Source organism: Brevibacterium sp. VCM10 (assembly GCF_000583215.1).
Lineage (GTDB): Bacteria > Actinomycetota > Actinomycetes > Actinomycetales > Brevibacteriaceae > Brevibacterium > Brevibacterium linens.
Genome location: NZ_JAJB01000013.1, coordinates 52,522 through 65,017 on the forward strand (window position 1 = coordinate 52,522; position 12,496 = coordinate 65,017).

Sequence of the window (12,496 nt, forward strand, 5' to 3'; positions counted from 1 at the left end):
CTGTGCGTCGTCTCCGATAGGCTGGAGGGATGGATCCGAACCTGCTGGCCCAGCTGCACGGCGATGACTGGCTGGAACTGTCGGCATTGGCGAAGAAGAACACGCTGACACCTGAGCAGACGACCCGTTTCCTTGAGCTCTACCGGACCGCGTCGAAGGATCTCTCACGGATCACGACCGTGGCCCCCGACTCTCTCGAAGCCGCACGGCTCTCGGCGATCGTCCACCGCTGTCGCAATCATCTCTCGTCCGTGCCCAGCGGGGGACTGTCGGGCCTGTCACGGTTCTTCGTCATCAGTCTGCCGCTGTCGCTGTACCGGCTGCGGTGGGACTTCGTCATCGTGGCCGCCGGATTCCTCGCCGTCGCCGTCGTGTCGGGGATCTGGGCGGGAACGCATCCGGAAGTGCTCGAGACCTTCGGCGATCGGGAGTTCCGACGACAGTTCGCCGAACACGATTTCGTCGACTACTACAAGGAGAACCCGAACGGCTTCTTCGCCGTCGGCGTGTGGACGAACAACGCCTGGATCGCCGTCCAGTTCGTCCTCCTCGGCATCACCGGCGGCTACGTCATCGTCGGACTGTTCTCGAATGCGGTCAACGTCGGCTTCTCCGGGGCGATGATGTTCGAGTTCGGCAGAGCCTCCGACTTCTTCCTCTACATCCTGCCGCACGGGATTCCGGAGATCAGCTGCATCATCCTCGCCGCTGCCGCGGGTCTGCGTCTCTTCTTCGCCTGGGTGGTGCCGGGGCCCAGGCTGCGCCGTGACAAGCTTGCCGGTGAGGCCCGGTCGCTGCTCGTCGTCGCCGGCGGCCTCGTGCTGCTGCTGTTGGGTTCGGGGCTCATCGAAGGGTTCGTGACCCCGAACCCGATTCCGCCGGCGCTCAAGATCGCCATCGGCGTGGCCTACACCGCCGCGGTCGTCGTCTATGCCCGGTACTTCGGCAAGCGCGCTGCCGCAGCCGGACTCAGTGCTGATCTGGACGATCACCAGGCCGGATACTCGGTCATCTCGACCGACCGCTGACCTGCGTACCCGCCCCTGACGGGCGTTCCGGTCACAGCCCGCCGGTGACCTTGAGTCGGATGTAGAGGTCGGCCAATGCTCCGGGAAGCTTCTCGGGCAGAGCGTGGACGCTAGCGACGCCGAGCCCGCGCAGGCGAGTCCGCAGCGATGCCGTCGCGAGCATCTCTGCCTCGGCGGCCGCAGCCGTGTAGACGTCGTCGACATCGCCGCGCTGGGCAGCCAGCGCTGACAATGCCGGATCGTCGACTCCGGCGACGACGACGCGGTGGTGAGCCGTCAGGGTCGGCAGCACGGGCAGGATGTCTTCGGCGACCGTCGCTTCGTCGAGCTGCGTGACCAGCACGACGAGCGCCTGCTGCCTGGACGTCTGCAGAACTGCTGCGGCGATCGATTCCCAGTTCGCGTCGTAGAGCTCCGGATGCACCGGCGTCAGAGCCACCGACAGGTCATGGACCGGATCGTGAGCGCGATGGCTCGATGCGGCTGCACGCACCCGGGCATCGGCGACGATGACATCGACCCGGTCTCCGGCGCCGGTGGCCAGAGCCGTCAGCAGCAGCGATGCTTCCAAAGCGGCGTCGAAGACCGTGCCCTCGCCACAGCGACGGGCGGCGAAACGGGAGGAATCGATGACGATGACGACGCGTCGATCCTTCTCCGGTCGCCAGGTCTTGACCACGAGGTCCTGAGCGCGAGCACTGGCCCGCCAATCGATGGACCGGACATCGTCACCGTCGACATAGTCGCGCAGCGAATCGAATTCGGTGCCCATTCCGCGGATCATGACCGCGGACCGTCCCTCGAGTTCGCGCAGCTTCTGGGTCTTCGACGGCAGCTCCCGCCGAGACACGAACGGCGGCAGGACCCGCACCGAGGCGGGAACATCGATGCTCTTCTGCCGGTGGATCAGTCCGAGCACACTGCGGCTGCGCACCGTCACCAGATCGCCGGGCAGTGCACCTCGTCTCGTCGGCTCCAGCTCGGTGGTCACCTCTGCCGACTCACCGGGTTCGAGCACATGGTGGGAGCGGGTCGCGACGGCCCCGGCACTCGGCGCCCAGGCGTCGCGGACGTGGAGGCGCAGGCGGCGGTTCGTCCCATTGATCAGGGTCAGAGTGCAGTGGGTGCCATCGCCGAGGCGGACCATCGGTCCCGGGGTGCGCTGGAGTTCCAAGCCGTGGATCCGGGGAACGAGGACGAAGTCGAGGACCGCGGCCAGGACGATCACCCCGGCCACGATCGATGCCGTCGGCCATGTGGGCACCAGCATCACAGGCACGAGGCCGACGACAGCGAGCAGGAACAGGCGGGGTGTCATTCAGCGGGGCACTTCGGTGGTGGCGATGATCGAATCGAGCACCTGACCGACGTCCAGACCGTCCATCTGCGCCTCGGGGCGCAGAATCACCCGGTGCGACAGCGACATATGGGCCAGGGCCTTGACATCATCGGGGGTGACATAGTGCCTGCCGCTCAGCCACGCATGCGCCCGGGCGGCGCCGAGCATCCTCGTCGCTCCACGGGGCGAGACTCCCAGTGCCAGAGACGGGGTCTGGCGGGTGGCTCGGGCGAGATCGACGATATAGGTGATGATCTGCGGGGCGATGTAGATCGTGGCAATCGCGTCGCGAGCCCGGGCGATGAGATCGGCGTTTGCGACCGGGCGCAGACCCGCCGCTGTCAGGGACCCGGCATCGAAGCCCCTGGCATGACGGTCGAGGATCTCGAATTCGTGATCCCGCTCGGGCAGGTCGAGGACGAGTTTGAACAGGAACCGGTCGAGCTGGGCCTCCGGGAGCGGATAGGTGCCTTCGTATTCGACGGGATTCTGTGTGGCCGCGACGAGGAACGGTTCGGGCAGCTTCCGGGAGCGGCCGCCGACGGACACCTGATGTTCCTCCATCGCCTCGAGCAGAGCCGATTGGGTCTTCGGCGGAGTGCGGTTGATCTCATCGGCGATGAGGATGTTCGTGAACACCGGGCCGGGCCGGAATGAGAAGTCGGAGGCGGACGCGTCGTAGACCAACGACCCGGTGACATCGCTGGGCATGAGGTCGGGCGTGAACTGCACACGCGAGCTGTCCAGGCTGACCGCGGCGGCGAAGCTGCGCACGAGCAGGGTCTTCGCCACTCCGGGAACCCCCTCGAGAAGCACATGCCCGCGGCACAGCAGCGCGATGAGCATCCCCGTCACTGCCTGGTCCTGGCCGACGACGGCCTTGGCGATCTCGGCGCGGACACCGGTGAACGCCTCCCGGACCGGGTCCGGCTCCGCCGGCGGGGTCTGCGCGTGGTCGACGGCCGGAGTCTGCTGCGCGATCGGTTCCTGAGGCTGTTCGGTCATGGGATCTCACTTTCGATCTGGGTGAGCTGATGGACGAGGTCGGTGAGTTCGGCGTCGGTGTGCGCCGACGCGGAGACGAAGACGTGGTGGAGTCGGCCCGGGTCGGCTCCCGTGGCGGCTGCGATACGGGCGAGGATGTCAGGGGTGCGGGCATCGGGGCCGAGGCTCAGCCGTCGGCCGATGCGCAGCAGCGCACCGGTCCGCAGAGTGTGCAGAGCCCCGTCGCGATCGTGACTGCGAGAGCTCAGCGCGGCCCGGCCGTGCACGGTCTCGACAGCGGGCACGATGACCGGCAGGTGCTCGAGGGCCAGCGGTCCGAATCGGCGCCCGATGACGAGCAGAAGGACGACCAGGCAGGGCACCAGCCACAGGACTCCGGCGAGGAACCAGCCGGGCACGAAATCGATCGTCGACGGAGGTGTCTGCTGCTGACCGGAGCCTCCGAAGGTCGGATAATATACGACGAGGTTCTGCGTCTGGGACAGCTGCGAGAGCACGAGGGAGGCGTTGCCCTCGTCGTCGATGTGCTCGTTGGTCACCCAATTGCGATTGCCGAGCACGGTCAGCGGCGCGGAACTGCCGGTATCGGTGACGAACTGTCCGCGCGCGGACCCGGGGGCCACCTCGGCGCCGTCGATCTCATCGACCCCGGGACCGGTGAACGGGTAGCAGGCGGTGATCCCGTCGGTGCCCTTCGTCGTCTCCGCGTACTCGGTTTCGCCAGTGGTCACGGCACCGGCGCTGCGGGCCGGCGGAGAGTCGCAGGCCGCCGGGGACGTGGCATCCGGGTTCGCCAGCGGGCTGAGATTGTCGTTGACGGTGATCCGGTCGGTGAACTCCGAGATCGTCGGACCCGGGTCGACGAGGACGAGCCGGTTGCCGTGGGTGCGCAGGGCGTATTGGAGGCCGTCGATGTCTCCGGGCGACAGGGCAGCGGTGTTCGTGGGAATGAGCAGGGTGGTGTCGGGGCGGGCCGCGGCCGTGCGGGCCTGCTCCTGATCCTCGGTGGTGGTGACATCGACCTCATGGTCGCGCAGGGTCTCGACGAGGGCCTTCATGCCGGTGCGCTCCGTCGAGTCGTAGTGCAGGGGCTCTGCGGACTCGTCATCACCGGTCAGCAGCACGAGCGCGATGACGGTGATGAGGATGACGAAGGCCGCGACGATCCACACCGAAGCCGAACGCAGTCGAGCACGCAGCGGGATCCGCACGGTCGAGCGCGTGCCGCGGGCGGCGAGGTCCAACTGTGCGCTCATGCCGGTGCCTCCTGCCGGCCTGCGTCCTGGCGGTGGCGGATCGGCAGGGCGCTCAGCCTCCGGTCGAGTGCGCACAGATCCGCAAAGACCTCGTCGAGGCGGCGGTTCGCACGGGCCTGCCTCTCGGTCGCCTCTCCGTAGCGGAGGTCGTTGAAGACCTCGGCCACCCCGTGGACGGCGGGACCGTGTTCGGGCAGGGCCGCCTCGGCGGAGCGGGCGATCTCACTCGCCGTGGCAGAGGACTCGAGCGAGACGATCTGTTTGAGAGACAGGACCGCGAAGATCGCACGGGATTCATCGATGACCGCGGTCTCGAAGTCCCCGCTGCGGGCGGCCCGGGCCGCGCTCTCGCGCCACGGGCCCGGTTCAGGGTGGGCCACGACCGGATCGAATGCTGACAGCGGGACGCCGACACGACGGAATCCTGCCCGACGAACGCGCCAGACGATTCCGGCGATGAGCACGGCGAGTGCGAGGACGACGACGATGAGCAGCCAAGGAGAGTTCGCGCCGAGGGCGGCACCGACGAGCGAATCCCACAGGGAGGCAAACCAGCGGCCGATCTGCTCCAAGGGAGTGAGGTCATTGGCAGCGTATTCGGACTTCGACAGTTCGTGCTCGACCCATTCGCGACCGGTGTCGCGGTCGATGCTCGCCGCGGCGACGGGGGAGAGGATCATCGGTCCTCCTCTGCTCGGATGAGGACGAGGTCGAGTCCCTCTGAACGCATCTGCTGGTCGAAGAAGCAGACCGTGACCAGGCAGGCGAAATAGCCGAAGAGGACGGCTGAGGAGATGAGCGTGAGTCCGAGCAGCAGACCGACGGAGACGATTGCGATGGCCGTCTGCGCCGTCGTGGACTCGGTGGTCGTCGACATCCCGACGCCCAGGGCCAGCGAAATGATGAAGACGATCGGGGTGATGATGAGCTGGACGAGCTGGTTGGACAGGAAGTATCCGAGCGCGAGCTGGCCGAGCATCCGCCAGAAGCCGCGCCCGGTCAGCCTCCATGAGCGTCGGAGGCCGGCGCGGACGCTCAGATCCTCCACCGCGATCGCCGAACCGAGGAACGCCAGTCGCAGGTTGATCCAGATGAGCGCGACGAACCACAGCAGTGCGGCCACGGCGGCCCAGACGAAGGCGAGGATCGCCGAATCGGCGCTGGCGAACAGCAGAGTCGGAGCGGTGAGGGCCAGCAGCAGGCCGAGGTTGATTCCGCTCATGAGCAGCGTGGCCAGGACGAGGCGCCAGCGGCGACCGGACAGAGACCTCCACGCCGTCGACAGGGTGGTTCGGCGGGCGCCGAAGGAGGCACGGGTGCCCGTGGCGATGAGTCCGGAGAGCAGATGGGCCAATCCGAGGCTGAGCAGGCTCAGCGCCACCGACCCCAATTGGGCCACGGCGATGAAGCCGGAGACGGCATCGTCATTGCCGCTGAGGTCGGTGAAGAACGGCAGGAACTGGACGGCGATGACGGCACCGATCGCGGTGAGCAGCAGGCTCCAGAGGGAGAAGACGATGAGGGAGGAGCCGACGGACAGTGTCGGGATGAAACGCAGCAGGCGGAAGCCGGAGTCCAAGGCCTCGATGAAGGTCAGCGGCCGTTTGGGCAGGAGCCCGCGCGGTGGAGGCGGCTGCCAGCCGCGTGAGGGCGGGGACGGTGAACGTCGTTGCCACCGGCCGGTGTGCCAGTCGACCTCCGAAGTCCATGCGTTCGTCTGTCCCATCACGCCAATCCTGCCATGATTCGCCGGCGAGTGCCGAGAGGTCTCCCTGTCCCAATGGGTACGCGTCGACCCCGTCGATCAGTGCCGTCGGGAGCCGGTCGGGTCCCTGTCCGGGTCTCTGCAGGACTCTGCCCGGGGTCGTGGCCGATGCATCGGCGATCGCTGTCATCGGATGCGGTGCGTGAGGTCGTCGACAACGCCCGATAGGCTGGGAGTGTCGAGAACCGAAGAACACGCGAACATAAGGGACAATGGGAGCATGAACGCTCGAATCCTCGTAGTTGATGATGACACGGCTTTGGCCGAGATGATCGGAATTGTGCTCAAAAGCGAAGGCTTCGAGCCCTTCTTCTGCGCCACCGGAGACCAGGCCTTCGAAGAATTCCAGAAGGTCAATCCGGACCTCGTGCTCCTCGACCTGATGCTGCCCGGCAAGGACGGACTCGAAGTCTGCCGGGAGATCCGCGAGGTCTCGTCGGTGCCGATCATCATGCTCACGGCGAAGTCCGACACCGTCGACGTCGTCCTCGGCCTCGAATCCGGTGCCGATGACTATGTGCCGAAGCCGTTCAAGCCCAAGGAGCTCATCGCCCGCGTCCGGGCTCGGCTGCGGATCTCCGAACCGCAGGCTCCCGAGCTGCTGACCGTCGGCGATGTCGTCGTCGACGTCGCCGGTCACACGGTGACCAAGGGAGGATCGCCGGTGTCGCTGACTCCACTCGAATTCGACCTCCTCGTCGCTCTGGCACGCAAGCCATGGCAGGTGTTCTCCCGCGAGACCCTGCTGGAAGAGGTGTGGGGCTACCGTCATGCCGCCGACACCCGGCTGGTCAATGTCCACGTGCAGCGTCTGCGGTCGAAGATCGAGCGCGATCCGGAGAAGCCGGACATCATCGTCACCGTACGCGGCGTCGGCTATAAGGCCGGCCGAGCCGCGTGACTTCCGAGTCGGCCGCGGACGGACCCGTCCGCACTGCGGCCTCGGCGCTGAAGACGTTCTGGAATTTCATCCTCCGATCGTTCAGCCACTCCCTGCAGGTCCGCATCGTCGTGCTCACGATCGTGCTCACTTCGGTGGCGATCTTCGGTGTCGGCACCTACATGTCCCAGCAGATCGCCCGGGGTCTCTTCGACACCCGCCTGGATTCCCTGTCCTCACAGACACGGTCGATCCTGGCCGAGCTGCGCTCACTGGCACCGGTCGACGGCCAGGCGATCACTCAGGACATGCTGAGTTCGCAGCTGTCATCGATCTACAACCGGTCGGCGGGGTCCGTGTATTCGCTGACCCTGCAGCCGACGGATCCGAACACCTCATTCTCGACGATCACGGCCGGTGGGGCGAACGAAGACGGAGAGGCACCGCAGGTGCCCATCACCGATGAGCTCCGCGATGCCATCGGCAAAGCTCCGGCCGATGACAAGCTCTACCAGTCGGTGAGCCTGCCCGACGGCACGGGACCGGGGCTGCTCATCACTCAGGAGCTGCAGATTCCGGGTGCCGGCCAGTTCCAGCTGTACTACCTCGGCGATCTCAGCGAACAGCAGGACACGCTCAACTTCGTGCAGCGGTCCATGTTCGTCGCCGCACTCGTCCTCGTCGTCCTCGTCGGTGCCGTCGCCTGGATCGTCACTCGGCTGGTCGTCACCCCGGTGCGCACCGGCGCCGAGGTGGCCAGGCTCATTGCCGATGGTGACCTGGACGAACGCATGCCCGTGCACGGCAACGACGAGATCGCCGTCCTCGGTGAGAGCTTCAACGATATGGCCGACACCCTCCAGCATCAGATCGAGCAGATGGAGCGGCTGTCGGTGTTGCAGCGGCAGTTCGTCTCCGACGTCTCCCATGAGCTGCGGACACCGCTGACGACGATCCGTGCCGCCGCGGATCTCATCTATGATTCCCGCGACGACCTCGACCCCGTCACCGCGCGCAGTGCGGAACTGCTGAACTCGCAGGCCGAGCGCTTCGACAGCCTGCTCTCCGATCTGCTGGAGATCTCCCGCTACGATGCCGGTGCCGCAGCACTCGTGCCCAAACCCGTCGATATCGGCGCGATCGTGACCTCCGTGATCGAGACCGTGTCGATGGTGGCCGAACAGATGGAGACCGCCATCGTCGTCCACGCACCGTCGTCGCCGGTCATGGCCGAGGTCGATCGGGTGCGCATCACCCGGATCGTGCGCAACCTCGTTGTCAACGCCATCGAACACGGTGAGAGCAACCCCGTGGACGTCTATGTCGCCTCCAACGCCGAGGCGGTGGCCGTGAGTGTGCGCGACCACGGAGTCGGCATGAACGAAGAACAGGTCGAGCACGTCTTCGACCGGTTCTGGCGGGCTGATCCGGCACGCAAGCGCACCCTCGGCGGATCGGGTCTGGGTCTGGCGATCTCGCTCGAGGATGCCCACCTGCACCACGGCTGGCTGCAGGTCTGGGGCAAACCGAGCGAGGGCTCGTGCTTCCGACTGACGATTCCCCGTCGCCCCGATCAGGAGATCACCTCCTCGCCGCTGCCCCTGCCGCCTCGCGATGCGCAGATCCGCGGGTCCGCACTTGTTGCGGGACCTCTGTCCTCGGACGGTTCCGTCCGCATCCAGACCGGATCGATCCCGATCGTCGTCGAAACCGAGCCGGAGATGCTCGACGCCGATCACGACAGCCCCGCCGAGGCGGATCCGCAGTCCGCATCGCATCAGGAGACCACGCGAACCGCCGAGCCGGGTACGGCCGACGCGGGTACCGACGAGCCGGGTACGGCCGACGCGGGCGAGCGGTCCGTGGACATCGGCGAAGCCGACCTGGGCGAAGACAGTGTCAACGACAGCAGAGGAGGACGCTCATGACTCGCTCGATGCCCGGGAGCTCCCGGCTGAAGACCATGCTGGTCTCCGTCCTCACGGCCCTGGCCCTCGTCGGCTGCTCGTCGATCCCGACGTCATCACCTGTCGGCCATATCGAAGACGACTCGGGCGATGCGGGGGCGAACAACGCCCGGATCCCCGACGGGCCCGAACCCGGCGACAGCCCATCGGACATCGTGCGCGGCTTCCTCCGGGCAGGAGCGGGCACCGGCAACAACTTCTCCGTGGCCCGGTCGTTCCTCACCGAAGGCGAGGCTCAGAAATGGAGTCCGCAGGAATCAGTGTCGGTGCTGCCCAACGGCACGGATCTCGACTCGTTGAACGTCGGGACCACCTCCGACCAGAAGTCGATGAGTCTCTCGGCTCCGGTCGTCGGTCTCGTCGATTCCTCCGGCGTCTACAACTCGACCAAACCGGGCACGCAGTCCACCCTGGAGTTCTCGCTGCGGCAGGAGAACGGGGAGTGGAGGATCTCCTCGGCGCCGGACGGGCTGCTCATCAGCCAGGCCGACTTCCGGACGATCTTCCTCAACTATTCGCTGCAGTTCTTCACGTCCGACTATTCGTATCTCGTCCCTGACTCCCGTTGGTTCCTCCGGTCCTCCTCGACCCCGACAGTGCTGATCAACGAGCTGCTCAGCGGTCCTGCGCCCTACCTCTCGGGGGCGGTGATCACCGCGATCCCCGATGGTGCGAAGCTCGGCGACTCGAACGTGGTCACGATCGAGAACGGCGTTGCCCATGTGGCCTTGGGGGCGCAGAATCCGGCTCCGTCCGACCGCGAGAAGGGGCTGATCCGTCAGCAGATCGCCACCACTCTGCAGGTCATTCCCTCGATCTCGGCGGTCGAACTGAGCATCGGCGGACAGACGATTCCGTCCAGCCTGCAGCCGCGGACCGACACCTCGGTCCAGGTGGACGGTCCGCCCGTGGTTCTCGCCGACGACCACCTCTCCCGAGTCTCGGGAACGACCGTCGCCAAGGTCGAGAACAGTCCCAACCTGAAGTCGGCGAAGGCCAGCGACCCCGCGGTGTCATTGGATGACTCCCTCTACGTGTATCTGGCCGATGACGGCGAACAGCTGATGCGGTTGAAGTCCGATGCCGTCGACGCCACCCCGATCCTCAAGGGCACGAAGCTCGTGCGCCCCAGCATCGACCGCTTCAACACGACCTGGACGGGTGAGGCGGAGAACAAAGGCGAACTCACAGCCGTCGGTCGCGACGGCAAGACCTTCACCGTGGCCGCCGATTTCCTCAACGGACGACGGCTCGTCGATATCGAGGTCTCCCGCGACGGAACCCGTGTCGCTCTGCTCAGTCGGCACAAGGGTGAGCCGGACCGTGTCGATGTGGTCGGCGTGCCCAGGGACAAGGCAGGCAATCCATCCGGCCATGTCTCCGAGACACCGATCGAAGTGGGCGCGAACTTCGACGAGGTCAAGGACGTCTCCTGGTCAGGATCGACGAATCTCGTGGCTCTGGCCGCGAAGGAAGGCGAAACCGCGCAGCCGTTCCGCATCGGAGTCACCGGGCCTGCAGAGCAGCTCGGCGAGGTGTCGGGCGGAAGCCGCATCGCCGGCGGAGCGGACGGACGATCGATACTCGTCACCGGTTCGGACGGTGCGCTGTACAGCTACAACTCGAACGCGTGGCAGAAGCTCGTCGACGTCACCGCCAAGGATCCCTCGTATCCCGGCTGACTCGAAGGGCGGTGCGGAGTTCGCCCGGAGGGCAGCTGACAGCCGACTCGTGGGGGCCGGCATGGAGTAGATTGCTCCCATGGGTCTGCTCGGGGAGTTCGGCGAACTGCTCCTGCCTCGCCGGTGCGCCGGATGCGGGCGGGAGAACGTCTCTCTGTGCACCCGCTGTCTGCGGCTGCTCGGCGGGATCCCGCGGGCGATGGAACCGCGCTACGGCACGATCCCGATCGTCGGGGTCTGCGAATACAACTCGCAGATCTCGAAGATGGTCGTCGGGTACAAGGACGAGGGACGTCGGGACATCCTCGATCCCTTGGCCCTGGCGCTGACTCGGTCGATCGTCGCTGCCCTCGATCTCATCGGCTACTCGGGTGGTGCGATCCGACTCTTTCCGGCACCGAGCTCGGATCGGGCCAGGCGCCGCCGGGGCGGATCGCATACAGCGGCGCTGGCGAATCGGGCCAAGGAACTGTCACCGGAGCTGCCTCTGGAAGTCTTCGATGTGCTCGCGGCGAAGCGTTCGCGTGACCAGGTCGGACTCGGGGCGATCGAACGGGCTCGGAATGCGGAGCGGACGCAGTATCTCAACCGCAGGAGAATCGCTGAGATCCCGGAGATGCGTTGCGTATCGGGTGCCGGATCTGCGCCTGCTGATCTGCTCATCGATGACTTCTCCACCACCGGCGCAACCTTGGCAGAAAGCGCACGCCTGCTAGCATCGGTGCAGATCAGACCCGCTGCAGGAGCTGTTCTCGGGCTCGGTCGCGGGGGCACTCGATTTGTCTCTCCCTTTACTGTATAACGGTGTTTACCCATCCAAGGGCATGGGATCGGATGAATCCGACGAGCGAGTCGCTAAGGACACATCATGGATATTGTTGTCAACGGCCGTCAACTGACCATCTCCGACAGCTTTCGGGCCCACATCGAGGACAAGATCGCCAAGGTCGAGCAGCTTGCCCCTCGCGCTCAGCGTGTCGAAGTGCATGTCACTCACGAGAAGAACTCCCGCCAACCCGAGACGAGCGAGCGCGTCGAGCTCACGGTTGTGGCGAAGGGGCCGGCAATTCGGGCAGAGGCCATGGCAAGCGACAAATATGCGGCACTCGATCTGGCGTGGGCGAAGCTCGTCGAACGTCTGCGGCGAGCGAGGGACCGGCACAAAGTGCCGCGATCGGGTCATCACCGCAAGGAATCCACTGCGGAGGCACTGGCGAAGATGCCCGTGGTTGAGCCGCTGATCCCCGATGCGGATGCCGATGATGCGAAACGTGATGAGGACCGCGGCGTCGATCAGACGAACGGCCGCATCAAGGCCGAAGGCGATTCGCCGGTCGTGTTGCGTGAGAAGTCCTTCACCGCCTCACCGATCGGCATCGAGGAGGCGCTGAATCGGATGGAACTCGTCGGACACGACTTCTATCTGTTCATCGACGAGGAGTCGAGCAAACCCTCAGTCGTCTACCGCCGCAAGGGCTGGAGCTACGGAGTCATCGCCCTCGACCACGAACTCGAAGAAGCCATCGACTGACCCAATTGCTACCTGACGGCGGCCCAGCAACCTCGCGCGAGGT

General features: G+C 66.1%; 11 protein-coding genes. 6 read left to right on the forward strand and 5 right to left on the reverse strand.

Features of this window, described 5'->3' with window-relative positions; translation table 11 throughout:
* Positions 1-29: 29 nt before the first annotated feature.
* Positions 30-1,028 (forward strand): stage II sporulation protein M, encoded by a 999-nt coding sequence (locus AD89_RS0103235; RefSeq protein ID WP_025777169.1) that lies wholly within the window; start codon positions 30-32, stop codon positions 1,026-1,028.
* Positions 1,029-1,059: 31 nt separating this feature from the next.
* On the opposite strand, the gene AD89_RS0103240 is transcribed toward AD89_RS0103235, so the two are convergent.
* The 5 genes from AD89_RS0103240 to AD89_RS0103260 are packed head-to-tail and all read right to left on the reverse strand — an operon-like array spanning position 1,060 to position 6,354.
* Entirely contained in the window at positions 1,060-2,346 is a 1,287-nt protein-coding gene (locus tag AD89_RS0103240) for a DUF58 domain-containing protein (protein ID WP_025777170.1), read from the reverse strand.
* Positions 2,347-3,372, reverse strand: a complete 1,026-nt coding sequence (locus tag AD89_RS0103245; RefSeq protein ID WP_025777171.1) for an AAA family ATPase — start codon at positions 3,370-3,372, stop codon at positions 2,347-2,349. It abuts the gene before it with no gap.
* Positions 3,369-4,628 (reverse strand): DUF4350 domain-containing protein, encoded by a 1,260-nt coding sequence (locus tag AD89_RS0103250; protein WP_025777172.1) that lies wholly within the window; start codon positions 4,626-4,628, stop codon positions 3,369-3,371. Before AD89_RS0103250 ends, AD89_RS0103245 begins: the two co-directional genes overlap by 4 nt.
* Positions 4,625-5,308, reverse strand: coding sequence for a DUF4129 domain-containing protein (locus AD89_RS0103255; protein ID WP_025777173.1), 684 nt, complete (start codon positions 5,306-5,308; stop codon positions 4,625-4,627). The genes AD89_RS0103250 and AD89_RS0103255 overlap by 4 nt, the downstream gene beginning before the upstream one ends.
* Positions 5,305-6,354, reverse strand: a complete 1,050-nt coding sequence (locus tag AD89_RS0103260) for a hypothetical protein (RefSeq protein ID WP_025777174.1) — start codon at positions 6,352-6,354, stop codon at positions 5,305-5,307. Before AD89_RS0103260 ends, AD89_RS0103255 begins: the two co-directional genes overlap by 4 nt.
* Positions 6,355-6,613: 259 nt before the next feature.
* Here AD89_RS0103260 and mtrA point away from each other — a divergent pair, with 259 nt between their 5' ends.
* From mtrA to hpf, 5 genes are all read left to right on the forward strand, one after another.
* A complete protein-coding gene (mtrA, locus tag AD89_RS0103265) occupies positions 6,614-7,294 on the forward strand; it encodes an MtrAB system response regulator MtrA (RefSeq protein WP_025777175.1) in 681 nt (226 codons plus the stop codon).
* Entirely contained in the window at positions 7,291-9,201 is a 1,911-nt protein-coding gene (gene mtrB / locus AD89_RS0103270) for an MtrAB system histidine kinase MtrB (RefSeq protein WP_025777176.1), read from the forward strand. Before mtrA ends, mtrB begins: the two co-directional genes overlap by 4 nt.
* Positions 9,198-10,922, forward strand: coding sequence for an LpqB family beta-propeller domain-containing protein (locus AD89_RS0103275; protein WP_025777177.1), 1,725 nt, complete (start codon positions 9,198-9,200; stop codon positions 10,920-10,922). Before mtrB ends, AD89_RS0103275 begins: the two co-directional genes overlap by 4 nt.
* 79 nt (positions 10,923-11,001) lie before the next feature.
* A complete protein-coding gene (locus AD89_RS0103280) occupies positions 11,002-11,724 on the forward strand; it encodes a ComF family protein (protein ID WP_025777178.1) in 723 nt (240 codons plus the stop codon).
* Positions 11,725-11,790: 66 nt separating this feature from the next.
* A complete protein-coding gene (gene hpf / locus AD89_RS0103285) occupies positions 11,791-12,453 on the forward strand; it encodes a ribosome hibernation-promoting factor, HPF/YfiA family (protein WP_025777179.1) in 663 nt (220 codons plus the stop codon).
* Positions 12,454-12,496: the final 43 nt, after the last annotated feature.